Here is a 25,718-nt window from a genome sequence, read left to right on the forward strand (position 1 = left end):
TTTCAGAATTAGCGGTCCGATCCGTTTAAAATTCTGGAATTGCCGGTTTTTTTATTGAAAAACGAGGAGGTACGATATGTCAGAAATCATCATTCAGAATTTATTGTCACCTGTAGTATTATTTTTTGCTTTAGGAATTTTTGCTTCTTTAGTTAAATCGGATTTGGCGTTTCCCAAAGGAATTGGCGAAGGATTAAGTATATATCTTTTAATTGCCATCGGCATAAAAGGAGGAATTGAACTTTCTCATTACTCTGTTAACGATGTCGTTGCGCCGATTATCGCAACCTTATGTCTGGGAGTCACAATCCCCTTTATAACCCTTTTTATTACACGGTTAATGAAAATGGATCTGAAGAATTCTATTGGACTGGCAGCGACTTACGGATCTACCAGTATTGTAAGCTTTGGTGCAGCTGTCTCCTTTCTTGAAAAAAGCGGTGCCGCGTATGAAGGATTTATGAATGCAATGGTGGTCCTGATGGAAAGCCCTGCAATCTTAGTATCTATTGTGTTACTTAAAATGATGGAGAAAAACGAAACAATACCTGCATTTTCCTCACCAAGGCTTGGAATTATTGCAACACCCGGAAGATTCATTGACAGAGAAATCATAAGGGAAAGTCTCTTCGGGAAAAGCATATTACTTCTTCTCGGCAGTTTAATAATCGGCCTGGTTCTCGGTACCCGGGCAATTCCAATGGTTCAACCCTTATTTATGGATTTATACAGCAGTGTATTGATTATATTTTTACTCTACATGGGCCTGGTTGTGGGTCAGCGCCTTCCTGAAGTTAAAAAGCACGGTGTAAAACTGTTAATGTTCGGATTATTGACGCCTCTTCTTTTTGGCAGTTTAGGGGTAATTGCCGGCAGTGTGATCGGTTTGTCACCAGGAGGGTCTGCACTAATGGGGGTTATTGCAGGAAGTGCATCTTATATAGCTGCGCCGGCTGCATTAAAAACTTCTGTACCTGAAGCAAATCCTTCTATTTATTTAGGTGTAGCCTTAGGAGTCACTTTTCCTTTCAACCTGATTATCGGCATACCTGTTTACTACGAAATTGCTAAGTGGCTGCACTAGGGTGACAGTGCCTGGTAAATCTTCTGTTTAAATTAAACAGTATCCACGGAGTGATCCCGAGAGAAGAACCTTGGCGAGTCCCTCCCTCCAGCTTGAAACCCGCTGGGGGGCTCGCCGCCTTTTCAATCTTCCATACCTCTCACCGAAAAATAATATAGGCTTTGCCTGCCTTTTTTCTATTATCATTGTTTTCTAGTCTATCAACTCTGCTGCTATCAACAAATAAAACTAGATTTTGTTCCATTTTCCTCTCCACTTCCTAATATATGTTTTCTAGTTTTTTATTCAGTTTAATATAGGATCCAGCAAAATTTCTCAAATAACCTTATAAACCGGCCGTTTTTAAAAACGGTCTCCTTTTCTTCAGAAACGTCTTCTAAGAACGGCATACGCAGCACCACCATCTCCACACTTTTCTTCATAGTACCGCCTCTATAAAGTTAACTTTGTTAACAGTCTTTTTATAGCAATTTATAAAAAGAGGGGAGAGAAAGGGTTATTTCGTTAACTAAGGCGTTCTTTCCTTTCGGACTGAGCACCAGCTTCCCGTCCAAAAAGGATTCGTTATTGTCAGTAATCTCACTGGTAACATCACACGTCATATTCGCTTTGTATTTCTGCAGAATGATTTTTTCGTTATCTGTAAAAATCTCAACCGGATCCTTAATATTGATATCCAATATCCGCCGTAGTTCCTTAGGGATAACAATTCTTCCTTCCCATAGAGTAATGATATACGAAATCCATAATTATTTTTTAGATCCTGCAGCCCCAAAATTTGTGACGTTTATCTCAACGTCATAGGTAATGGGAGCCTGGGCAAAGTATTGATCCCAATCCGAATTTTTTCCCATTCCTTTGGATATTTGATTCTAAATGGATCACGGAACCCGGCCGCATCCGTCTTATATTCTTGCTGCATCTTATTCATGGCCTGATTCATAAATTCTTCGACTTTGGCTTCGGTCAACCGTTCTACTTTCTCCAGTTTCTTTTCTTTAAATGCGTTATCTTGATAAGACCAATCTTCAGATATCCAGCCTTCTGATTTAATTTCTACGTGGAAAGAAGCATTACTGTTTTCCCATTAGGGCTTGATTGTAGAGTGCAATGATTGGATCTCATAAATGATTACATTCTCATTTTCGTTGTACTTTTACAAGTCCCCCTTCACTATTTCCTGTAACCTAGTTTATTCCCTCTACTTCTTCCTTATTTAAAAAGCCAATTAATTTTTGTTCATGCCCTTTAATTACACCGGCTCCATTCATTTTTATTTTTCCATCGATGACATCAATATTTTGCAAAAGAAAGCTTGAGTTAGAACTGAGTTTTCCCGCTACATCTCCAACTCCCATCTCTTGGACCAAGCCCATGGTACGTGCTCTATTACCCTTAATTCCTTCAATATAGGAGCTTGGAATATCTTCGTTTCTGCTCACCTCTAAAATACTTTGAGCTTTCCCGCTTGTTATATATACGGTCGGACTCAGTCGGGATACGTTATCCCGCAAAACTTGGTTCAAAAGATCAGACATCCTATTCTCTTGAGCAATACTTTCATTAAGTATGATTACCTTTATGTGTTGAGCAAAAATGGGATGGGCCAATTCTAATGACAGGTCTCTTATTATCTCATGAATAGCATTGCCTGTGAGTGATACATTTTCAAAAGGGAGTTGGTCTGAAACATAATCAGAGTTGCTGACAGAACGCGCAATTTGACTGGTATATCTAATCGGTTCCTTGTCGTTCTCAGATTTATCAATCCCCATTCCTAATACAATGGAAAGTTCGTCAATGTCATTACTGTCCCAGCATCCAGTCAAAAAGATCAATAAACCAGCTACAAGCATGTATTTTATTTTCTTAATCACTTTTTGCACCTTCTCTCAACCCTCTAATCATTGATATGGCTAATAAAATAACTGGGATGAAAATAGCAAAAAATAAGCTTGTGTAACCAATGATCGTTCCCATTGCTTTTGGTAATATCTGAGACGATTCTGCGGACATTATCTTTTATAACAGATACTGCCCTTCATTCATGTTCATAGAATCACGCTCTCAGTAAACCCTTCTTATGTAAATAACGGATCATAGTCAACCTCACTTACAGGTCAACATCCTAATAAACTCAAGCGACTCCGGTAACATCTCAATGAAAACCTTAACAGAACTTGGTCAAAGAAATGGCTATTGACCAAACAAAAACCAGCGAACAGAAAGGCCGGGTTCAATCAAGTCCCGCTCCGATCCAAAAGAAAGTCAGGGGAATAAGTCTAAGAGAATACAGGAAGGGTCAGTTGCCGTTTATTATTTGCCGTGGAGTACCTGTCAAATGACCGAATCATTCATAGAATGAAATATCTGTTTTTGCAGCTTTTTAAAGAAAGGAGATCTTGACATGGGTATACTAACACCTACTCCGCTAGCATGGGGGAATAACATAGTATTCTCTTCAGTTGGGAAAACGTGACCTCAACCCAGCCTGGAATCGAGACAATATGATGAGCTTCAGCGTAGGGCTTACCTGTAGCAATTCATACAAATAATCACTTAGTGGGTCAGGACTACAGCAAGCGCACAGTTGAAATCATCCACGCTACAATGTATTGAAAATTATTTTGGTCGTTTTTTGGTCGTTATCGATTATTAATATATTTTTAATCGATAACGACCAAACAGAAAAACCCTTGACACCAGTGGTGCCAAGGGTTCCAGCCTTTAATAAAGCGACATATATTGTTCGCGCTCCCATGGGTGCACTTGCGTACGGAACATATCCCACTCGATTTCCTTTGCTTCAACAAAGTGCTCGAGGGCGTGACCGCCAAGGGCTTTTTGCATTACTTCGCTGGACTGAAGATTGTCGATCGCCTCTTTCAATGTTGCCGGGAGGGAGTCGATTCCTTCTTTTTCACGTTCAGGCCTATCCATTGCATAGATGTTGCTGTCAGTAGCTGCAGGTGGTGTCATCTTGTGACGGATGCCGTCAAGACCAGCTGCAAGCATTGCTGCAATGGCAAGGTAAGGGTTTGCCGCCGGGTCCGGGCTTCGCACTTCTACTCGCGTGCTCAGACCGCGGGAGGAAGGAATACGCACAAGCGGTGAACGGTTACGCATGGACCATGCAACGTAACAAGGTGCCTCGTAGCCTGGAACAAGACGCTTATAAGAGTTTACTGTCGGGTTAGTAAGAGCAGTATACGCTGTCGCGTGCTTCAGGATTCCTGCAAGAAACTGCATCGCTGTTTCACTTAACTGCGTATCTGTACTTTCGTCAAAGAAGACATTTTCTTTGCCTTTAAATAAACTCATGTTTGCGTGCATTCCGTTACCGTTAACACCGAACAGCGGCTTTGGCATGAACGTTGCGTGAAGTCCGTGTTTACGGGCAATTGTTTTAACTACAAGCTTAAACGTCTGGATGTTATCACATGTTGTGATTGCATCAGCGTATTTAAAGTCGATTTCGTGCTGGCCGGGGGCAACCTCGTGGTGGGATGCTTCAATTTCAAAGCCCATGTCCTCAAGCTCAAGCACGATGTCGCGACGGCAGTTTTCACCAAGATCTGTCGGAGCAAGGTCAAAGTATCCGCCTTTATCATTAAGCTCCAGCGTCGGCTCACCGTTTTCATCGTTCTTAAACAGGAAGAACTCCGGCTCCGGGCCGATGTTAAAGTCACTAAATCCTAAATCTTCAGCGTCTTTAAGTACTCGCTTTAGCACACCACGCGGATCACCTTCAAACGGTGTACCGTCCGGGTTATAAATGTCACAGATTAAACGGGCAACTTTACCCTTTTCAGGAGTCCACGGGAAGATGACCCATGTATCAAGATCCGGATACAGATACATATCGGATTCTTCGATTCGAACGAAACCTTCAATGGAAGATCCGTCAAACATCATAAGGTTATCCAGCGCTTTAGTCAGCTGGTCCACCGGGATCTCTACGTTTTTGATAATACCAAGTAAGTCAGTGAACTGCAGTCTGATAAATCGTACGTTTTCTTCATCAGCCATTTTCATAATGTCTTCTCTAGAAAATCTGCTTCCCATAGTAACTAATCTCCTCCTTGAATTTCCCGCTGGTTGCGGGCGTTGCTTCCTAAGTTGTTATTGTAATTGTCCCTTTAAGGATGAGCAAGAATGTCTGTTTCTATGCTCTAATGTTTGACCCGGATCCTCTTAAAACTTTGTCGTATTATGAAGAATGATAGTAGGTCAAAACACCTCGCTCTCCTTTGATAATTCTATCCTATACAAAATTTATTCCTTTGTGTGAGATGTTGTCAGATAATCTGACAAACTAATTCAAATAGATAACCCGGATCAATACCGGGTTATTATGTATGCCGGTTCATGTCTGCATACAAAAGGAAAAAGGACAGGGACATATATATCCCTACCCTTTCTCACTGGCCGTTAATCGTTTTTTTATCGTTTAATGTCAAAAGATTTTGCTCCATTAAAGAAAGCAGTGCTTCGGAAACGCCGATTTTCACATGCTCAAATGTGAGGCCTCCCTGAACGTAAGCTCTGTACGGAGCTCTCAGGGGCCCGTCTGCCGAGAGTTCAATACTTGCACCCTGTATAAACGTTCCTGCAGCCATAATGACGTCATCTGCATATCCGGGCATGTAGCTGGGCTGGGGCATGACGTGCGCATCTACCGGTGATGCCCCCTGGATTGCCTGGCAGAAAGCTACCATCATCTCCCGGTTTGGAAATGTCACGCTCTGAATCAAATCCGTACGTTCTTCAGTCCAGTGAGGCGTCGTTACCATTCCTGCCTCTTCCAGAAGTTTTGAAGTAAACATCGCTCCTTTAACAGCCTGGTTAACTACGTGGGGGGCCAGGAAGAACCCCTGATACATTTCAAGCAGGCTGTACAGAGATGCTCCGCCTTCACTTCCGATTCCCGGGGCAGCGAGCCGGTTTGCACACTGATCGATCAGGTCCGTGCGGCCGACCAGGTAACCCCCGGTTTTAACAATTCCTCCCCCGGGGTTTTTTATAAGGGACCCTGCCATAAGGTCTGCCCCCACATTACAAGGTTCGATCGTTTCAACAAATTCTCCGTAACAGTTATCAACAAAAACAACCAGGTCCGGGTTGATGTCTTTGACAAGATCAATCATTGCCTTTATTTCCTCAACGAAGAAGGATGGACGGTCAGCATATCCGCATGAGCGCTGGATGCCGATTACTTTTGTCTTCTTAGTAATGGAAGACTTAATCTTTTCAGGGTCTGTCTTTCCTTCTTTCAGAGCGACAGAGGCATATGTGATACCAAAGTCTTTTAACGACCCGCTTGCTTCACCTCTCAACCCGATGACTTCCTCGAGGGTGTCATAAGGATCGCCTGTGATGTACAGCAGCTCATCCCCTGGTCTTAACACACCGAACAGTGCCGTACTGATGGCATGTGTCCCGGATACAATTTGAGGGCGCACAAGGCCTGCTTCCGCTCCGAAAACATCTGCATACACTTTCTCAAGGGTGTCCCGCCCTGTATCGTCATAGCCGTAACCCGTCGATCCGTGAAAATGAAAGTCTGAAATCTGGTGCTTTTTAAAGCTTGCCATCACTTTCCGCTGGTTTCCTTCACTGATTTCATCCCGCTTTAAAAAATGCGGTCTTAATTCTTTTATTGCATTATCCGACAACCGTTTAATCGCCTTATGATTTTCTTTGTTGTATGTATCCATTTCTTTCTCCTTTAGCTGGTACTCTTTTTCTTTAATTCGTGGTAAATAGAAGACTGAGGAGAAGCGTATCCTCTTACAATGTAACGTTCATTTTCTTCATCAAATGTTCTTTCGACCAGAATCGTTTCTTCCTTCAGGCGGTGAAGCCACTTTCCTTCCCACGCTTCGATATGAACGTAATAAGGCGCGAATTCTTTTTCCATAGATGCTTCGATTTTGTCCCTGAGCCTGTCCAGGTCTTCTTTAATATGAGCTGATATAAGAGCTGACGGAGCATCACCGGCAGGAAAGAAATCTCCTTCAAGCTGATCACGCTTATTATAGACTTTGAGCATCGGAATTTTATCTGCGTCCAGCTCTGAGAGAAGATCATTTACCGTTTTTTCATGGTTTACAAAATCCGGATGTGAAGCATCCACGACGTGCAGAATCAGGTCTGCTTCCTTTACTTCCTCCAGGGTGGAGCGAAAGGCAGCAACAAGTGTAGTGGGAAGCTGCTGGATAAATCCGACAGTGTCCGTCAACAATACATGCATACCACTCGGAAGCTTAATCTGCTTGGTGGTCGGATCAAGTGTCGCAAACAACTGATCTTCCACTAATGTCTCAGCTTGACTCAATGCTTTTAGTATTGTAGATTTGCCTGCATTTGTATAGCCGACAAGGGCAATCTGGAACGTCTGATTCTGCTTTCGCCGCTCTCTGTACCTTGAGCGGTGGGCAACGACCTGCTCGAGCTGGCGCCTGATCTCAGTCATTCGGTCACGGATATGGCGCTGATCAATTTCAAGCTGCGTTTCACCGGGTCCTCTTGTACCGATCCCCCCTCCGAGCCTTGAGAGAACGTGTCCCTGTCCCCGGAGCCGTGGAAGAAGATAGCCCAGCTGTGCAAGCTCCACCTGGAGTTTCCCCTCTTTTGACTGGGCACGCTTGGCAAAGATATCGAGAATCAGCTGTGTACGGTCAATGATTTTCACATCAAGTTCCTTTGTAAGGTTCCTCACCTGTGAAGAACTTAATTCATCGTTAAACATGACGAGCTCTGATTCCGTTTCTTCCAGAATCATCTTCAGCTCTTCTACTTTCCCTTTTCCAATATAGGTTGTCCGGTCCGGATTATCACGGTTTTGAGTAAGTGTCATAGAAACATACCCGCCTGCCGTTTTAGTCAGTGCGCGAAGTTCCTCCAGTCGGTACTCAAACTCCTCGTCTGTCATGTCGCTGGTTTTTACACCAACGACAATGACTTGTTCTGAATCTATTTTCGCCCTTTCTGTCACGGTACCCCTCTTTTCTATTCACCTTCACTGGTTTTTTGATAGGCTGTTCTTAAATCACGTGCAGTAAGTGTCATGAGCGCTTCCCGGCCGTAATTCTCTTCCTCAAGAAGACGGACTGACTGGGAGCGGATTGCTCTTTCAATCAGATTTCGTATAAAACGTCCGTTACTGAAATGCTCCACATCCTGTCCTTTGGCGTGTGTAAGGATGTTTTGAAGCTCCTCTGCTGCCGAATCATGGAGCCGGTACTGTCTTTTTTCAAGCATTTTTTCCCCTATCGTCATCAGCTCTTCCACATTATAGTTGGGAAAAGTTACTTTAAGGGGAAAACGCGAGGGAAGTCCCGGGTTTAAAGATAAAAAACGGTCCATCTCTTTGGGATAACCTGCAAGAATCAGGACAAAATCATGCTGGGAATCTTCCATTGCTTTCACAAGCGTGTCAATTGCTTCTTTTCCGAAGTCCTTCTCTCCGCCCCGGGCAAGAGAATAGGCTTCATCCACAAACAGTATCCCACCCATGGCTTTTTTAATCAAATCCCTCGTCTTTTGTGCCGTATGACCAATATATTCTCCTACAAGATCTGCTCGTTCCGCTTCTATTAAATGCCCTTTTTCAAGCACGCCCATCTCCCTGAACAATGTGGCTATCAGTCTTGCAACCGTTGTTTTTCCCGTACCCGGGTTTCCTTTGAAAACCATATGAAGCGTCTGTTTGTTCGGGATGAGACCCATTTCCTCACGCCGCTTATTTAAATAAAGCCAGGCATACACTTCTTTTATGAATGATTTCATCGTATGAAGCCCGACCAGTTCACCGAGTGCTCTCTCCACATGTTTGAATGGGGCATGTTCCTGGCTTTCAAACGTTTTTGTCTGCACAGGAGTGGTTTCCTGCTGTTGTTTTTTGAGCACGATGTTAATCTGCCCTTTTTTTCTCATGCTGTCCGCCTGATTCAAAGGGGTCACCACCCTATAGTGTAAGGTTAGATACTTCTCTTACCACTACTATACGCAGCAATATACAGTTCGTGACAAATGCCTATGACGTCGAAGATTTTACCAATACATCCCTCTGTTTGTTATAATAATGGAAACATCACCCAAGGGAGGAAACTTCATGACCACTGTTCTGAAAACTGAAATGATTATTGAGCCTTTTTTGTCAATTGAATGTTCAGAAAAGCAAGAAAGTACAGTAAAAAGATACCGGTATGATCTTATTCAGTTCTACGAATGGTGCCAAAAGGAAGGAATCCCCTTAAGCGAAGCCTATTCGCCGGATACCGTTGATGCCTACTACCTATACTTATGCAAAATAAAACGTTATTCCATCCTTACAATAAAAAGAATTCTGAGCGTTTTAAAGCAGCACAGCCTATTTGTAAACCCAAGTCCGAAGAAGGTTACACCTTTTGATGTATATCTTCAAAGAGACACGATCGACCATAAAAAAGCGGCTGGGGATTTTCTTAAAACCCGGCAGATAAAAAAGCTGCTTAAAATCATTCCAGGTGATTACGCACTCACCGATCACCAGCTGAAATACAGACATTTCTATTCGGAGCGCAACCAGGCTATCATTCACCTGATGCTGTTCTACGGCCTGACGGTTCAGGAAATCTCGGGTCTCACAATGAAAGACGTGCATTTTCAGACCGGTATTATCCATTTGTTCAGCCGCAAGAGAAAACCAAGAACCATCACCCTTCAGCGTAATGACAGACGTCTTCTGCACAGATATTATCAAACGGTTCCCATGGCCGTCAGACCACGCTGGCAGACCCGTGATCCGTTTTTTGCGAGTTTCGACTTTCAGAGGGGGACATACCGCTGGAGTTACGAGGATGACGCCCCGAAAAAGCTCACTGATGTTTCTGTTCAAAAAATGATCCGTCAGGAAATGCGCCGGGCAGGTCTTGGTCCGGGTTTCTCCGGGAGAGCTCTCAGAAACACGTATATTCTGCACAGGCTTCTTGACGGAGCCATGCCTGAAGAACTCAAAGAAGAGCTCGCTTTTGCCACCACCCAGCCGATTGAAAGCTTCACACGTTTTATCGATGAAGAAAAAGAAAACTTAAAGGACCTGACTCCTCTTTCACACGAAAAAAGGCAGGAAATCCTTGAAACATACACATTTTCAAAACCGTGATTGTGAGATAAAGAATCAGGGGGCTGATCCTTAAGGCTAAAAACCTTATGGATCAACCCCCTCTTTTTCGTATCGTAACCTGAGTGATGGTACGAGACGTGATTAGCCTTCCTGGTTCAACTGCACATTCCGCTGTGGAGAGAAAGTGGAAATGGCATGTTTATACACCAGCTGCTGTTTTCCATCTGTATCTAAAATGACGGTAAAATTATCAAAGCTCTTTACAAACCCTCTAAGTTGAAAGCCGTTTAGTAAAAAAACCGTCACCGGAATATTTTCTTTTCGCAACTGGTTTAAAAACTGATCCTGAATGTTTACAGTTTGTGTCTTCATCGTCTCGTGACCTCCCTGAATTGACATAATTATCTTATTCGCTGTTTAAGATCAGCTTTCCTTCTACAAATTCATGAATTTCGCGAACCTTTTGCTCTGCGTCGTGTGTCATGTCAAACCAGGTAATGTCCATCTTATTACGAAACCAGGTAAGCTGGCGCTTTGCGTAACGTCTTGAATTCTGCTTAAGTGCGCTCACCGCTTCTTCAAGGGTCATGCGCCCCTCCAGGTATGCGTAAATTTCTTTATAGCCGATTGCCTGGACCGACTGACAGTCTCTTACTCCGCTGTCATAAAGCCGCTTCACTTCATCAAGAAGTCCCTGTTCCATCATCAGATCCACCCGGTAATCAATTCTCTCATAAAGCTTTTCTCTTTCCATCATAAGACCGATGAGGGTGACATCATATGGAGATTCCTTTTGTGCTGTTCCTTTTTCACTGAAAGGAACCCCGGTTGTCTCATAAACTTCAAGTGCTCTGATGACTCTCCGGACATTGTTTGGATGAATCGCTTCATAACTCTTGGGATCTGCATCTTTCAATTTCTCATGAAGTGCCTCTGCCCCGTGTTTTCTGGCGAACGCTTCCATCCGTTCACGAAAACCTGCATCTTCTTTTACATCCGAAAATTCATATCCGTAAATGACCGAACTCACATAAAGACCTGTTCCACCAACAAGAAAAGGGATTTTTCCCTGACTGTGAATGTGATCAATCAAACAGGTGGCACATTCCTGAAATTCCTGCACAGAGAAAGAATCCCGGGGGTCTTTAAAGTCCAGAAGGTGGTGCTTTATTCCCTGTTTTTCTTCTTCTGTGATTTTTGCCGTACCAATATCCATCCCTTTGTATATCTGCATGGAGTCACCACTGATGATTTCTCCATTAAATGCCTTCGCAAGGGAGATGCTGGCGGCTGTTTTTCCTACAGCCGTTGGTCCTGCTAAAACAACTATTTCTTTTTTTTCCATGTTTTTCACCCGTCTGTTAATCCATTATGCCATCTCTTGATTTTTCCCATACCCCAAAATGATAAGTTGCCGAGGGGCGTACAGATACAGTAAAGGAACCTTCCTCAAATCTCCGGGAGCGGTAGTGGTCCTTTAATACAACGCAAACCTTTGCAACTCTTTTCGCCTCCGACAGCACTTTCAAAAAGGACGATCCATCCTCCGGGGAACTTAATGCAAGATGCTTCAAAGGAAGAATGCCCGGTGATCCTTTTACATCCTCTTCAAACATCGGATCAAAATAAACGACATCCACACTCGAATCCGGCTGTTCAGCAAGCCAATCCAGGTGATGCCGGTTCATCACCTTTATCCGCCGCATAGCTTGATTAATCAAATCATGATTGGTCTGATAAGTACGAAGCCCCTCCTTTAAAATGTAGCTGATGACTGGATTTGCTTCTGTACCGAAAACTTTCCCAGTTTTCCCCACAGCTAAACTTGCGAGGACTGTATCACTCCCAAGTCCGAGGGTCATATCCGCTACACTCATACCGTTTTTAAGTCCGCATGCATTTATAAAAGGGTCTTTTTTTGTCTTTAAATACGACTTCGCCCTGAACATAGCGGAGTTTGGGTGGTAAAAAAACGGTTCTGTATTCAGGTCTTTGTAATAAATAAGCCGGTTCGCTTCTGCAATGAGGACAGGTTCATTGACTTTTTTCAGCATGTTACTTACAGAATCCCGCCCTCTCGGCCGGAATTCCGCACCAAATACGCGAGCTGCTTCAGATGCGTTTTTAATCATGATTTCTGTGGCTTTCGGCGCTGTCGTTACGATCATATTTGTCCACTCTCTCCAGGTTTTCTCTTACATGATCCGCTTGAACATTCTTTCCATTTCATACGTTGAAAAATGAAGAACGATCGGTCTTCCGTGGGGACATGTATAAGGCTCTTCGCATGTACGCAATGTCTCAAGAAGCTTGTACATCTCATCTTGTCTTAAATAGCGGTTCGCTTTAATCGCAGCTTTGCAAGACATGAGGATGGCCGCTTCTTCTTGCATTTTGGCAACATCCACAGCCTTCCCGTCAATCACAAGATCAATCATTTCACGAAGAAGTGATTCTTCCTCTCCCTTTGGGAGCCATACCGGATGAGCCCGGAGTAAATAAGTCCGCTGCCCAAAAGGCTCTAAAATGACCCCCACTGCACGAAGGCTGTCTTCGTTTGCCAGAATCAGAGATTCTTCTTTTTGTGTGAATTCAAACGTAAGCGGTACGAGAAGATCCTGCAGCCTCGGGTCCACTTCCCCGACTTTTTCCCGGAAGTATTCATATTTAATCCTTTCCTGGGCGGCATGCTGGTCAATAATATAAAGCCCCTCATCATTCTGGGCCATAATATATGTGCCGTGCAGCTGCCCGATCGGATACAGTGTCGGCATGAGACCGTCGGCATCCTCTTTTGCTTTTGTTTCCTCTGCATGCCCTGACACCGTTTCTCTTACCTGTTCTGCCTGTATTTTTACTTCAGGAGTGGTGATCTGCGGCTCTGCAGGATGAGGTTCAGGTTCCTGTCTTTTTGGTTCCAACGGCTCAAGCAAGGTTTCTGTTTCAAGCTCGGGCTTAGGTTCTTCATCATTACGGATAACCGGTTTATCGCTTACCTCTTCCTGATGGCTTTTCATGACCGGATTTTTCGCAGCTCCTGAAAAGCGCAGGGGTACTTGTTCACTTTTTTGTTTACGGGCAGGTGTCTTTTTAACATCAGGTATAAGAGTGGTTTTTTTAAACGTATCTTTAATTGTTTTTGCAATCAGTTCAGTAAGCTCCTGCTCTTTACTGAGCCTTACTTCAAGTTTTGACGGATGGACGTTCACATCAATAAGGATCGGATCCATCGTGACACTCAGGACAACCACAGGGTGACGCCCGACAGGAAGAAGCGTATGATAGCCTTCGTGAATCGCTCTTGAAACCGCAAAGTTTTTTACAAAACGGCCATTGATTAATAGAGAGATATACGACCGGTTTGACCTGGTGATTTCAGGCTTGGCAATATAGCCTTCCACGGAAAAGTCCAGGGAGGAAGCCTCTACCTTAAGCATGTTTTTTGCCACTTCGGTTCCGTAGATCGAAGCAATCACCCTGAGGCGGTCATTGTTTCCGTTCGTTTTTATAAGAGTTTTCTCATTATGATACAGCTCAAAGCTGATCCCCGGGTGTGCGAGGGCAAGACGGTTTATTACATCTGTTGTATGTCCCAGTTCTGTATGGATTGTTCGCAGGTACTTGAGTCTTGCAGGAGTGTTGAAAAATAAGTTTTCAACGGTTACTTCCGTTCCTTTTCTTGCCGGTGCTTTTCCTTTGTCTGTCGTTTTACCGCCCTGGAAGGAAATAAACCGCCCTTCCCCTTCTCCCGTACTTGTTGTAAGTGTCAGATGGCTGACTGAAGCAATACTCGGCAGTGCCTCTCCGCGAAATCCAAGAGTTGAGATATGAAAGAGGTCTCTGTCATTTTTGATCTTACTTGTGGCATGCCTGAAAAAAGCCGTTTCCAGGTCATCTTCTTCTATGCCCTTCCCGTTATCCAGCACGCGGATGGAAGCCAGTCCACCTTCAGAGAGGTCAACACGGATCTGAGTACTGTCTGCATCAATGGCGTTTTCCACCAATTCCTTTACAACAGATGCAGGACGTTCCACCACTTCCCCTGCCGCTATTTTGTTGGACAGCTGGTCGTCCAGCTTCCGAATGATTCCCATCTCCGGGTTCCTCCCTTCGTTACTTCCTCAGCTTTTGCTGCAATTGATGAATGGCTTGAATCGCCTCAAATGGCGTGACGTGCAAAAGGTCCATGGATTCAAGTTCCTTAATTACGTCCTTCTCTTTTTTCGACAGTTCCCTGTTACGTTTTTCAGCCTTTTTTTCGTCCTTAAACAGCGTACTGTCAAACAACGCCAGCTGACCCTGATCTTCATTTACGGAAGATGGGGCACTTTCTGTTTCCAGGATACCTGCTGCAACAGGTACTTTCTCAGGTAAAACCTCTTTATTGTCTGTGTTTTCAAGCTCTTCAAGAATCACTTTAGCCCTCTCGATGAGTTTCTCCGGAAGTTCTGCAAGCTGTGCCACATAAATGCCGTAGCTCCGGTCTGCGGAGCCGTCTACTACTTTGTGAAGAAAAACGACTTCACCGTCTTCTTCAGAAGCGGAAACGTGAACATTCTTGAGTTTATCAAGCTCACTTTCGAGAGCAGTCAGTTCATGATAGTGGGTTGAGAAAAGAGTCTTCGCACCGATTTCATTATGAATATATTCCATTATCGCCTGTGCCAGGGCCATTCCGTCATAAGTTGACGTCCCCCGTCCGATCTCATCGAGGAGAATCAGACTCTGATCCGTGGCTTTTGAAACAGCATGCTTTGTTTCCATCATTTCAACCATAAACGTACTTTGTCCCGAAGCAAGGTCATCGGCCGCTCCGATCCGTGTAAAGATCTGATCAAACACAGGGAGCGTTGCTCTGGATGCAGGAACGTAACATCCAATCTGCATCATGACTGAACACAGGGCAAGCTGCCTCATATACGTACTTTTACCTGCCATATTCGGACCGGTAATTAAAAGCATCCCGCTTCGCTCGTCCAGTTTAATGTCGTTTGGTACGTAATCGCCCTGCTCTATGACTTTTTCCACCACAGGGTGACGTCCGTCCACTATGTCTACTGTCCCTTCACTGCTAAGGTCCGGACGGGTAAAGTGATTGTCTTCGCTAACTTCGGCAAAGCTTTGGAGCACATCAAATGTACTAATGACCTTTGCGAGTTTCTGCAACTTGGCAATATATCCTTTAACCTCTTCTCTTACAGACAGAAACAGTTCATATTCAAGCTTTCCGCTCTTTTCTTCGGCTTCAAGGATCAATGCTTCTTTCTCTTTCAATTCAGGCGTAATAAACCGCTCTGCGTTTGAAAGGGTCTGCTTTCTCTCATAGCGCCCTTCCGGAAGGGAGGAGGCATTGGCTCTCGTGACTTCGATATAGTATCCGAAAACTTTATTAAATCCTACTTTTAACGACTTAATTCCGGTTTCCTGGCGCTCTTTCTGTTCAAGAGCCGCAATCCATGACTTTCCATTTTTCATGGCATCCCGGTATTCATCAAGCTGACTGTTGTATCCGTCCCGGATCATGCCCCCTTCGGTTATGGAAATACCAGGCTCGTTCATGAGGCTCTTCTCCAGGAGCTGCTGAAGTTCCGTACAGCGGTCTACACCAGCCATTAACTGATCAGCATAGGAGTGCTCAAGACGGTGGACGGTTTCAAATATCGCCGGGACCCGCTCCAGTGATTTTTTCAGCTGAATCAGATCACGGGCATTCACATTGCCGAACGAAACCTTTCCGGAAAGGCGTTCAAGATCATAAACATCCCGGAGATTTTCTTTTAATTCTTCCCGCTCAAAAAAACGGTCCATTAATACTTCTACAAAACCAAGGCGGTTCTCGATCTGGTTTTTATCAAGCAGGGGCCGCTCAATCCATTGTTTAAGGAGTCTTCCTCCCATTGCAGTAACGGTTTTATCCAACAGCCATAAAAGAGATCCGTGTTTCTTTTTTTCCCGGATCGTCTCGGTCAGTTCAAGGTTTCTTTTGGAGTGTACGTCAAGCTTCATAAAATCTTTTGCAAAATAAAAGGCGGCTGGCTGCAAATGGTCAAGTGACCGCTTTTTTGTTCTGTACAGATAGTTTAATAGTCTAACAACGGTTAATCTATGTTTTTCGTCCTCAATATTGTGAACGAGACGTGTCATTTCGCCAACACTTGCCGTACTGCTTTCTTCAGAAAACGTGACATGAAGGATATGGGAAATACGCTTTCGTCTCTCTTCAGGAAAAGCAGGAGGTATGACAATTTCCTTTGGTGTGTAGGAGGCTGCTTCATGAATCACGTCGTACAGCGATTCGGTACAGGTGACACGTACCTCCCCTGTTGTTAAATCAGCGGCAGCCAGGCCGAACTGGCCTCCTTCAAATTCAGACAAAGAAAGAAGATAGTTGTTTTCTTTCTCCTGTATTGTTGTCCCTTCCATTACTGTTCCCGGGGTAATGAGCTGGACAACTTCCCGCTTGACGACCCCTTTTGCCTGGGCCGGGTCTTCTGTCTGTTCACAGATAGCTACTTTATAGCCTTTCTCGATAAGCTGGGTAATGTACCCTGAGCATGCATGGTAAGGAACACCACACATAGGGATTTTATCTTCCCCTTTTCCTCTCGCTGTCAGCGTAATCTCCAGCTCTTTGGCCGCTTTTACCGCATCTTCAAAGAAAAGCTCGTAAAAATCACCTAATCTGAAAAATAAAAAGGCCTCCTCGTACTCTGCCTTTATCTTTAAGTATTGTTTTATCATCGGGGTTTGTTGTTTCGACATAATCTTCCTCCAGCTCGCATCATTCGTCGGTTTATTATAACATACGCACGACTGTTCATGAGAGAGGAATACGCGCCTTTGCCACCCAGGAATAAAAGTCTTCTATCTTTTTTTTGTCCCCCGGTTTAGGGAACTTTTTGATAAGAGATTGAAATACATTCTGCACAAATCCCTCTGCTGTATTTAAGTCCCCGCTGTGATAGGAACGGACAACTGCATCCGGAATATCAAAATAAGGAAGAAGCTCATTCTTAACCACCCACTCCACCCAGGTAAACAGCGTCAGACTTCCCGGAATCCGGCCGTACCATGAAGAAAGAGTCCGGTACTCAAATCCGTTAAATGAATTGGACCTCACATTTCCGAGTCCTCCGTAACGAGAATTTCTTCTTTCCTTTCCCCCAGCCCCGTCCACCAGTGACATTGGCAGTGCTACAAGTGTATCCAGCTGGCTCGTTTTTTTAAAGGATGGACAGAGGTTTCCAAAGTGAAGATGCCCCCCGAGAAAAAACCTGTCCCTCGGATTGGAGGTGGATATCGTTTCATAGGAACTGTTCCCTACCCTCTTTTCCTGCCGGGAAAAAAGTGTAAGGAGGTTTTCATGCAGCTCCCTGCTGCTGAATCCTGGTGCCGGATGGAGTTCAAATACAGGCTTATAAAAAGTATGTCCTTTTCGGATAAGAGCGCCGTCTGTATGCTCTTCTGCTTTATCACGGTTGATCATCAGACTTTGAAACATTCCGGTCTTTTTGCAAAGAATCATATATTCAACGTCAGCCCCGAACGTGACCGGTTCCTTTACTTTCTTCCTTTTATACATTGTTGTCGTATTCTCTTTCAGGTCAGTTATGATAATCTTTTTTCCTTCCCGCTGAAGTTTACAATAAAACCCGGGCAGCTTTTGTGCGTAGGCTGCCCGAAATGCGGTATCGATCATTTCCTGTCCCATATAATAATTTTTCAGTTGATGAACGGATATTGTCTGCCGTTCCTGATACGGGTAAGTAATCGAAACGGACTCGGGCTCATATTCAAAACTTCTTACTTCCATACGAAAAAAACGCCGGTTTTCCTCTCCGGCGTCCAGTTGAAATGCTTCAAGACGGTTCAATGGCACCCCTCCCTGATAATCAGATAAAAAGAAATAAGGAAGAAGAGGTTTCTTCTTCCCTAAACTCTTATTCTTCTAGGTCTCCCATCAGGAAGTTAGGATCCAGATCTTCAAATGCCTCGTCTTCTACATCGTAATCCCAGATTTTTTCATCCCAGCTGTCGCCGGAAAAATCAGGATTGCAGTAAACACACACTTTTGTTTCCCCGATGACCTCTACCATGAATTCTCTTTCAACCTGAACGTTTACATCGGTAGCATTGCCTGCAATTGTGGCCTCCAATGTATTCGGCTGCTGTATCGCCCGGGCAAGCACTTCCATCTCTTCAGAGAGGACGTTCTTATCCTGTAAAGCCAGAGGTACTACATCTGTGTAGGCAACTGTTTCAGTAGCCACATTTGTTTTCGTATTGTTGTCATACGAATACCAGATGTTAATGTCGTACTTCCCGTTCACTTCGATAGCGTCTCCCTTTTTCTCTGCATCATACTTGTGGTTGATGATCCAGCACCCTAAAATGCTGGTCGGCTTATGCGTAGGACTGATATTGTGACTTGCTTGAGAAAACTTCCTTCCTTTTCCGCACACAGCCTTAGTAATAATCTCTCTGTAATTAAGCTCTTTGTCGCTTAGTGACATGCCGTTCCCTCCTCAAACAAATAATTGACTCTCGGCAATCCAAAAACCTAGGAATCATGACAGTTTCATATGCATCCTATGCGGGACATTTGACCAGTGTGATAAAAAGTTTTGTACTGCGTTACTTCAGCCTATGTGAACAGATGCTTTTTGCTACTGCGCTCCACCTTTACAGTAAGTTCAATTATGTATATGAGGTGTTTTGCTTGTTCATGCATTTTGTTTTATTTCGAAGAAGAGAAATTATGTGTTTCATATATATGATTGAGTACGGTATGTGAAATATATCAAACCGGGAATGGTGTCTCTGTTTTTTTGTGGTAGGCAGTCCAGCTGGGCTTTTCTGTTATGGAATGAAAAAACGCCTTATCATGCGGTCAGGCTGGAATAAAACCCAGTTAAAAAGATTGCCCTCACCATTGATGAGAGCCAAATAAAAGTATTCAGAAGCGGGCGACGAGCGGTTACTACAATGATAAGCTGCGAGTTGTTTCGACGCCGGTATCTGCGTAGAGTTACTGGTAGAGGAAGAAGCAGGCATAAGCCACCTGCAGGCTCACCGGTGCCACCGCTGCAATGAGCGTAAATCAACACCTGACTTTAACAGAGCCATCACAAAAAGAAAAGGCTGTCGAAAAGAAACTTTCTCGACAGCCTTTTCAGGCGGTTTTTATGATCAGCATCCGGAGTTAAACGGGTTTTTTGTTGTAGTTCCCTGCAATACGTCTCCACCGGTGGATTTAATAATTTCATCTGTAACGCTGTTTGAGATCGTAGTAGAAACAAGCTGTAAAAGACCGTTTACTTCTGTCTGGGACTGCTTGAATTCTTTTACAATCGGAATTTCGTCAAGTTCATCCTGAAGGGCGTCAATTTTTGCTTCAACTTCTTTTAGTCCCTCAGTTTTATTGTAGTGCTGCAGGTTTACGGCTTCTTTCTGGAGCTTTTTAATCTGTCCGATAATTTCCTGAACACGGAGATTTTCATTGATTTGAAGTTCAGCACGTTTGAAGAAATCAACTTCTTCTGTTTCTGCCATCACTTTCGCAAGTTCTTTCGCTTTTTCAATAACTTCTTTTTTTGTATGTGCCATCCTATTTCACCTCTGCTGTTTCGACTACCTGACCATTAAGAGACCAGGTTTTCGCTTCTGTTATTTTAACGTGGATAAGCTCCCCGATGCAAGATTTAGGAGCTTTAAAGTTAACAAGGCGGTTCGTTCGTGTACGTCCCGCAAGGACTTCCGGATCTTTTTTACTTTCTCCTTCAACGAGAACTTCCATGATCTTCCCTTCAACAGCTTTGTTTTTCTTTGCTGAAAGGTCGTTTACCATTTCATTGAGCCTGCGAAGGCGGTCCCGCTTGACTTCATGGGGAACATTATCCTCCATTTTAGCCGCAGGTGTGCCGTCACGCGGAGAGTAAATGTACGTAAAGCAGCTGTCGTACTCCATCTCTTTTACAAGAGAAAGTGTATCTTCGAACTGCTCTTCCGTTTCGTTTGGGAAACCGACAATGATATCGGTTGTAAACGAAGCATGGGGCATTGCTTTTTTAATTCTACCGGCGAGCTCGATATAGCTTTCACGGGTATATTTACGCGCCATGAGTTTAAGAACTTCGTTGTTTCCGCTTTGAACCGGTAAGTGAATGTGTTCAACCAGGTTACCGCCTTTTGCCAATACTTCGATCAGATGATCATCAAAGTCCCGTGGGTGACTCGTTGTAAATCGTACCCTCGGAATGTCAATCTTACGGATTTCATCCATCAGATCTCCAAGACCATAGTTCATATCAGCGAGATCTTTGCCGTAGGCATTTACATTTTGTCCAAGGAGGGTAATTTCTTTGTATCCGTTACGGGCAAGGTGACGTACCTCTTCGATTATGTCTTCAGGACGGCGGCTTCTCTCTTTTCCTCTTGTATAAGGCACAATACAGTACGTACAGAATTTATCACAGCCGTACATAATGTTAACCCAGCCCTGAATCTGGCCTTTCCGTGCACGGGGCATGCTTTCAATAATGTCCCCTTCTTTAGACCATACTTCAATGACCATCTCTTTGGAAAGAATGGCATCACGCATGAGGTGCGGAAGGCGGTGGATATTGTGGGTACCAAAGATAAGGTCCACCTGCTGGTGCTTTTGCATGATTTTGTTTACGACGCTTTCTTCCTGGGACATACATCCGCACACACCGATGATGAGCTCAGGACGTTCACGCTTCATCGTTTTTAAGTGACCGATTTCGCCGAACACTTTGTTCTCGGCATTTTCCCGGATCGCACATGTATTCAGAAGAATAACATCAGCATCGTCTGTGCTGGCTGTTGATTCAAAGCCCATATCAAGTAAAATACCGGCCATGTTCTCGGAATCGTGTTCGTTCATCTGACACCCGTATGTACGGATGAGAAACTTCTTGCCTTTGCCGGTTTCACGCATGGATTCAGGAACTTCAAAATCGTAATGAATTTCTACGTTTTCTTTTCCCCGCTTTTTAGCCTGCTTAAGGTTTGGCGGGACATAGGTTGTCTGAAAGTACTGAGAGAAATCCTTTTCCTGGCCGGATTTTTTGTCCGCGGCATAAGTCTCCTTTTCATTGACGGTTTGTTTTTTTCGCTGTTCTTCGTTCATTGATCCCTCGACCCCTTTATACTGCAATAGTCTTCCAACCTATAAGTATAAAGGGTTTTCAGGTGTTTCACAATACTCTTTGGTAACTCCGCGCTGTAATCCGCTTGTTTTGCATAAATATGGTATTACTGTTACACTGCAGGGAGTTTACAGAATAATGACAAGTTAAAGAGCTCATTAGTTTTACATTGATAATAAGGGGAGATATCGATGCTGTCTATATGCACTCAATTTCCACGGTGGCCGGTGAGCCTCCTCATGTTTTCGCATTTCGGAGCTTCCCCCCCCCGGCTCCAGCTCCCGCGCGTGGAAACAGCATTCTCCTTTCATTTAAAAGGATCCAGTAAATAAATAAGATTCTTAAAGTTTTGTTTTGAAGAAGCATGTATGCTAAGGATGCTCCTGAATCGCTCTAATAAGAGAACGCTATGAGCGGAAATCATCAACCGAGGTTAATATATACATCCTTTATAAACATTTAAAAGTAATGCGTAATAAAGCTTTTTCACTTCACATTTAGAAAAAGCAATTAAACCGGTAAAGGGGGAATTTATTTGTCTCGGTGGTTGAAACGTAACAAGTGGATGCTTCTTTTCTGGACAGGCATCTTTGTCTTTATTGTTCTTTTGTTCCGTCCCTGGCAGATGATGTTTGATGATAATGTTTCAGAGCCTGCTTCAGGCGGAAGCGGGGATTTGATAAGGGATTACGGGGAACTTGATCCCGATGTTGAAAACATTCTTGCAGCGGGCGAAAGCCTTCTTGGAACCCCCTTTCTATCAGGGGGGCGCGATCCGGATGAAGGATTTAATTCTTCTGGATTTGTCCAGTATGTGTACCAGGAATCAACAGGAATACGCATGCCCCGGATCGCCGCTCACCAGCATGACCTGGGAGAGGAAATAAAGAAAGAAGACCTGTATCCCGGTGATCTCGTGTTTTTTGAAGCAGAAACGGTTATGAGCGGGATATACACGGGGAACGGAGAGTTTCTTACCGTTTCCAGCACCAACGGCGTAGAAAAGGTGTCTCTTGCAAGAGACACCTTTTGGAGCAGGCATTTTATTGGGGGAAAACGGCTTACAAAAGAAGAAATGCAGGGCCTGCATCCAGGTACGTATACAGAACACTCCCATCCAGCTGTGAGAGAAGCTGTCCAGTACCTGGATACGCCCTATGTTTTTGGAGGGAATACGCTGAATGGTTTTGACTGCTCTTTTTTCATACAGGATGTTTTCAGGGAAAGCTCAGACATTTACTTGCCAAGAGTGACGAAAGACCAATACGAGCTTGGTGAAGAAATTGACAAAAAAGACCTTAAACCTGGGGATGTTCTGTTCTTTGCGGGTGCTGATGGGGATGAAGACGACCCGCGCAGTGATTGGGACGTTAACCATACAGGCATCTATGCAGGAGGGAATTTTATGATTCATGCGAGCCGGACTGAAGGAATGACACAGGTTTCATACCTGAATGAATACTGGGACGATGCATTTACCGGTATCAGACGCTACGATGATATGAGTCTCAATCATGAGCACCCCGTCGTGCAAGAAGCAGCTTCCCACCTGTTCAGTGAAGACTTTACGACACCGGGTTTTGTCCGGCATGTATACAGGAAAAGCCTTGGAATAACACTGCCGCAGAGGGCTGAAGATCAGTGGAACAGCGGTTCCCCCGTGGAGAGGGATGACCTTGAAATCGGGGATGTTCTGTTTTTTGAAGGAACAAACAGTTACCTGGCTGCTCTTTATACAGGCCATGACCTTGCCATGTTTGTGAGCGCGTCTTCAGGGGTGACAACGCGTCACCTTGAATACGATGAATTCTTCTCGGAAAATTATCTCGGAGCAAGACGATACGATTAACCTGATGGCTTGGGAGATTTCACTCTTCTGATCCTGCGTTGGTTACATAATATTATTATGGTTGATTAAAAACGAGACACAAATAAACCCGGACAAGGGAAGCTCGCCTATGTCCGGGTTTTAATATTAGATGATATTTAATTCTTTCCCTGCTTTTTCAAATGCATCGAGAGCTTCCTGTAATACTTCCTTGGTGTGCTCCGCAGTTACGATTGTACGAACGCGTGCCTGGCCTTTTGCAACGGTCGGGAATGCAATTCCCTGTGCAAATACGCCGTATTCAAGGAGCTTGTCTGACAGCTGGTGAGCTTTTGCTTCATCGCCGACAACAACTGGTGTAACAGGAGTATCACTTCTTCCTGTATCAAAGCCAAGATTCTGAAGACCTTTTTTAAAGAACTTCGTGTTTTCCCACAGACGGTCAATCAGCTCCGGCTCTTCAAGCAGGACATCAATTGCCGCTGAGCATGCCGCAGTTACCGCTGGAGGATGGGATGTGCTGAATAAAAACGGACGCCCTTTGTGAATGAGGTAGTCTCGGACAGACTGGGTACTTGCCACATATCCTCCAAGGACGCCAATCGCTTTACTTAACGTACCTACCTGGATGTGAACGCGGCCGTTCAGGTCAAAATGGTCCACTGTGCCCCGTCCGTTCCGGCCCAGAACACCACTTGCGTGGGCATCATCAACCATAACAAGAGCGTCGTATTTTTCACAAAGCTCAACAATTTCCGGTAGAGGAGCAATGTTCCCGTCCATACTGAAAACACCGTCAGTAACAACAAGGCGCTTACGGTAGTCGCCGCTCTCTTTCAACGCTTCCTCGAGACTTTTAAGGTCTACGTGTTTGTAAATCTTACGGGCAGCTTTCGTCAGACGAATGCCGTCAATAATCGAAGCGTGGTTCAGCTCATCGGAAATAACAACATCCTCTTTTGTAAGAATGGAGCTTAAAATCGCCTGATTTGCTGTAAAGCCTGATTGCAGTACGAGTGTCGCTTCAGTGTGCTTAAATTCTGCAAGCTTTTTCTCAAATTCCTCGTGAAGTGAGAAAGTTCCTGCGATTGTTCGGACAGAACCGGTCCCTGCTCCGTATTTCTCAACGGCTTCAATCGCTGCCTGCTTCATTTTCGGGTGTGTGGTAAGACCAAGATAGTTGTTGGAAGAAAGCTGAATGACTTCTTTCCCATTAATCACCACTTTTGCCCCCTGATCGGACTCAAGCGGCACCAGGGAGCGGAAAATACCCTCTGCTTTCATTGAATCGAGCTCTTCTTGTAAATATTCAAATCCCTTCACAAAAACCCCTCCATTTAGTGTATCAGATTCCTTCATTATTACCGTGTTCTAAGGGTGAAGTACGACTTTTCCGCATTTTCCTTCAATCATAAGGTTAAATCCTTTTTCGAATTCTTCGAGAGGGAAATGGTGCGTAATCATCGGTTTTACATCTACCTGACCGGAGCTTAACAGACCGGAAACCTGCTGCCACGTTTCATACATTTTTCGTCCTGTAATCCCCTGAACTGTAATACCCTTGAAGACAATATCATTTGTTACATCAATTTCTACAGGGCGTACCGGAAGGCTGAGAATCGAAACGCGCCCGCCGTTGGTAACCATTTTAAATCCCTGATTCATGGCGATAGGATGTCCGCTCATTTCACAGACAACGTCGACACCTTCTCCGCCGGTGAGCCGGTTTACAACCTCCAGTGGATCTTCATTCATGGAGTTTACAACGGCTGTGGCCCCCATTTTTGTGGCAAGATCGAGCCGGTATTCGTTTAAATCAAAGGCAATAACCTGGGAGGCACCACATGCCTTTGCCACACCTACCGCCATAATACCAATCGGTCCGCAGCCAATGACAGCAACGGTTTTCCCGGCAACATCTCCTGCTAAAACAGTATGTACACCGTTTCCGAAGGGCTCCTGTACACTGGCAACATCAAAAGGAAGCTCAGGATCGTTTTTCCACAGATTCACAGCAGGAAGTGCTACATATTCTGCAAAACAGCCATCTCTGTCAACTCCGATAATCTGGGTGTTTGCACAGATATGCGCCTGACCCGTAAGACACTGTTTGCATTCACCACAAACAATGTGGGTTTCAGCACTTACGTGGTCTCCAACTTCTACATTTGTTACATTGCTGCCTTTTTCAACAACGACGCCGGCAAACTCATGACCGAAGACGTAAGGTGGATTTACCCGGCTCTGTGACCATTCATCCCATGCATATATATGAACATCTGTACCGCATATGGACGTTGCCTTTACTTGTATCAGTACTTCACTATCATTTATTGTCGGGATCGGAACCGTATCAAGTTTCGCCCCAGGGGCTCTTTCCGGTTTTACAATTGCTTTCATTGTTCCTTCCATAACATCTACACCCCTCTTATTCACTTTATATCACGTTCATTTTATCACGGCCCGTCTGAACGCGTAAACAGAACTGTCCGCCAGACATGGACACTTGAACGCGCTGAAAAATTT

20 protein-coding genes and 1 pseudogene are annotated in these 25,718 nt (G+C 44.4%); 3 read left to right on the forward strand and 18 right to left on the reverse strand.

Annotated elements, in window-relative coordinates; all coding sequences use genetic code 11:
• The first annotated feature begins 76 nt into the window (after positions 1 to 76).
• Positions 77 to 1,084: a sodium-dependent bicarbonate transport family permease gene (locus EBO34_RS06050; RefSeq protein ID WP_122897013.1), complete on the forward strand. Its 1,008-nt coding sequence runs from the start codon at positions 77 to 79 to the stop codon at positions 1,082 to 1,084.
• Between the two features lie 461 nt (positions 1,085 to 1,545).
• Here the strand turns inward: EBO34_RS06050 and EBO34_RS06055 are convergent, their stop codons facing one another.
• The 7 genes and pseudogenes from EBO34_RS06055 to spoVK all read right to left on the reverse strand — a co-directional run bounded on the left by EBO34_RS06055 (position 1,546) and on the right by spoVK (position 9,040).
• Entirely contained in the window at positions 1,546 to 1,827 is a 282-nt protein-coding gene (locus EBO34_RS06055) for an AbrB/MazE/SpoVT family DNA-binding domain-containing protein (protein WP_122897014.1), read from the reverse strand.
• Between the two features lie 44 nt (positions 1,828 to 1,871).
• A pseudogene (locus EBO34_RS21200) lies at positions 1,872 to 2,156 on the reverse strand (Ger(x)C family spore germination C-terminal domain-containing protein); the annotation flags it as partial.
• A 115-nt stretch (positions 2,157 to 2,271) separates the two neighbouring features.
• On the reverse strand, positions 2,272 to 2,961 hold the full coding sequence (locus EBO34_RS06065; RefSeq protein WP_122897016.1) for a Ger(x)C family spore germination protein: 690 nt from the start codon (positions 2,959 to 2,961) through the stop codon (positions 2,272 to 2,274).
• Positions 2,962 to 3,811: 850 nt separating this feature from the next.
• Positions 3,812 to 5,149 (reverse strand): type I glutamate--ammonia ligase, encoded by a 1,338-nt coding sequence (gene glnA / locus EBO34_RS06070; RefSeq protein ID WP_122897017.1) that lies wholly within the window; start codon positions 5,147 to 5,149, stop codon positions 3,812 to 3,814.
• A gap of 356 nt (positions 5,150 to 5,505) precedes the next feature.
• Complete coding sequence (locus EBO34_RS06075) at positions 5,506 to 6,801, reverse strand: methionine gamma-lyase family protein (protein WP_122897018.1); 1,296 nt, start codon at positions 6,799 to 6,801, stop codon at positions 5,506 to 5,508.
• Between the two features lie 11 nt (positions 6,802 to 6,812).
• Positions 6,813 to 8,081 (reverse strand): GTPase HflX, encoded by a 1,269-nt coding sequence (hflX, locus tag EBO34_RS06080; RefSeq protein ID WP_122897019.1) that lies wholly within the window; start codon positions 8,079 to 8,081, stop codon positions 6,813 to 6,815.
• Positions 8,082 to 8,095: 14 nt separating this feature from the next.
• Positions 8,096 to 9,040, reverse strand: a complete 945-nt coding sequence (gene spoVK / locus EBO34_RS06085; RefSeq protein ID WP_122897020.1) for a stage V sporulation protein K — start codon at positions 9,038 to 9,040, stop codon at positions 8,096 to 8,098.
• 160 nt (positions 9,041 to 9,200) lie between these two features.
• On the opposite strand from spoVK, the gene EBO34_RS06090 reads away from it, so the two are divergent.
• On the forward strand, positions 9,201 to 10,232 hold the full coding sequence (locus EBO34_RS06090) for a tyrosine-type recombinase/integrase (RefSeq protein ID WP_183163740.1): 1,032 nt from the start codon (positions 9,201 to 9,203) through the stop codon (positions 10,230 to 10,232).
• A 102-nt stretch (positions 10,233 to 10,334) separates the two neighbouring features.
• On the opposite strand, the gene hfq is transcribed toward EBO34_RS06090, so the two are convergent.
• From hfq to miaB, 9 genes are all read right to left on the reverse strand, one after another.
• Positions 10,335 to 10,565: an RNA chaperone Hfq gene (gene hfq, locus EBO34_RS06095; protein ID WP_122897022.1), complete on the reverse strand. Its 231-nt coding sequence runs from the start codon at positions 10,563 to 10,565 to the stop codon at positions 10,335 to 10,337.
• Positions 10,566 to 10,599: 34 nt separating this feature from the next.
• On the reverse strand, positions 10,600 to 11,547 hold the full coding sequence (miaA, locus tag EBO34_RS06100; RefSeq protein ID WP_283234583.1) for a tRNA (adenosine(37)-N6)-dimethylallyltransferase MiaA: 948 nt from the start codon (positions 11,545 to 11,547) through the stop codon (positions 10,600 to 10,602).
• Between the two features lie 7 nt (positions 11,548 to 11,554).
• Positions 11,555 to 12,361 carry a class I SAM-dependent methyltransferase gene (locus EBO34_RS06105; RefSeq protein ID WP_122897024.1) on the reverse strand — a complete coding sequence of 269 codons (807 nt, stop codon included), beginning with the start codon at positions 12,359 to 12,361 and terminating at the stop codon, positions 11,555 to 11,557.
• Positions 12,362 to 12,388: 27 nt separating this feature from the next.
• Positions 12,389 to 14,287 carry a DNA mismatch repair endonuclease MutL gene (gene mutL, locus EBO34_RS06110; RefSeq protein WP_122897025.1) on the reverse strand — a complete coding sequence of 633 codons (1,899 nt, stop codon included), beginning with the start codon at positions 14,285 to 14,287 and terminating at the stop codon, positions 12,389 to 12,391.
• 19 nt (positions 14,288 to 14,306) lie between these two features.
• Positions 14,307 to 16,955 (reverse strand): DNA mismatch repair protein MutS, encoded by a 2,649-nt coding sequence (gene mutS / locus EBO34_RS06115; protein WP_122897026.1) that lies wholly within the window; start codon positions 16,953 to 16,955, stop codon positions 14,307 to 14,309.
• Positions 16,956 to 17,010: 55 nt separating this feature from the next.
• Complete coding sequence (locus tag EBO34_RS06120; RefSeq protein ID WP_122897027.1) at positions 17,011 to 18,066, reverse strand: putative amidoligase domain-containing protein; 1,056 nt, start codon at positions 18,064 to 18,066, stop codon at positions 17,011 to 17,013.
• 67 nt (positions 18,067 to 18,133) lie between these two features.
• A complete protein-coding gene (locus EBO34_RS06125) occupies positions 18,134 to 18,706 on the reverse strand; it encodes an outer spore coat protein CotE (RefSeq protein ID WP_122897028.1) in 573 nt (190 codons plus the stop codon).
• 676 nt (positions 18,707 to 19,382) lie between these two features.
• A complete protein-coding gene (locus tag EBO34_RS06130; RefSeq protein ID WP_122897029.1) occupies positions 19,383 to 19,799 on the reverse strand; it encodes a YlbF/YmcA family competence regulator in 417 nt (138 codons plus the stop codon).
• Position 19,800: 1 nt separating this feature from the next.
• Positions 19,801 to 21,345 (reverse strand): tRNA (N6-isopentenyl adenosine(37)-C2)-methylthiotransferase MiaB, encoded by a 1,545-nt coding sequence (miaB, locus tag EBO34_RS06135; RefSeq protein ID WP_122897030.1) that lies wholly within the window; start codon positions 21,343 to 21,345, stop codon positions 19,801 to 19,803.
• 554 nt (positions 21,346 to 21,899) lie between these two features.
• Here miaB and EBO34_RS06140 point away from each other — a divergent pair.
• On the forward strand, positions 21,900 to 23,213 hold the full coding sequence (locus tag EBO34_RS06140; RefSeq protein ID WP_122897031.1) for a C40 family peptidase: 1,314 nt from the start codon (positions 21,900 to 21,902) through the stop codon (positions 23,211 to 23,213).
• Positions 23,214 to 23,339: 126 nt separating this feature from the next.
• Here EBO34_RS06140 and EBO34_RS06145 read toward each other — a convergent pair whose 3' ends face one another.
• Together EBO34_RS06145 and tdh are read right to left on the reverse strand one after the other, a co-directional pair.
• Positions 23,340 to 24,515 (reverse strand): glycine C-acetyltransferase, encoded by a 1,176-nt coding sequence (locus EBO34_RS06145; protein ID WP_122897032.1) that lies wholly within the window; start codon positions 24,513 to 24,515, stop codon positions 23,340 to 23,342.
• Between the two features lie 48 nt (positions 24,516 to 24,563).
• A complete protein-coding gene (gene tdh, locus EBO34_RS06150; protein WP_122897033.1) occupies positions 24,564 to 25,604 on the reverse strand; it encodes an L-threonine 3-dehydrogenase in 1,041 nt (346 codons plus the stop codon).
• Positions 25,605 to 25,718: the final 114 nt, after the last annotated feature.

The organism is Alteribacter keqinensis (genome assembly GCF_003710255.1).
GTDB lineage: Bacteria > Bacillota > Bacilli > Bacillales > Salisediminibacteriaceae > Alteribacter > Alteribacter keqinensis.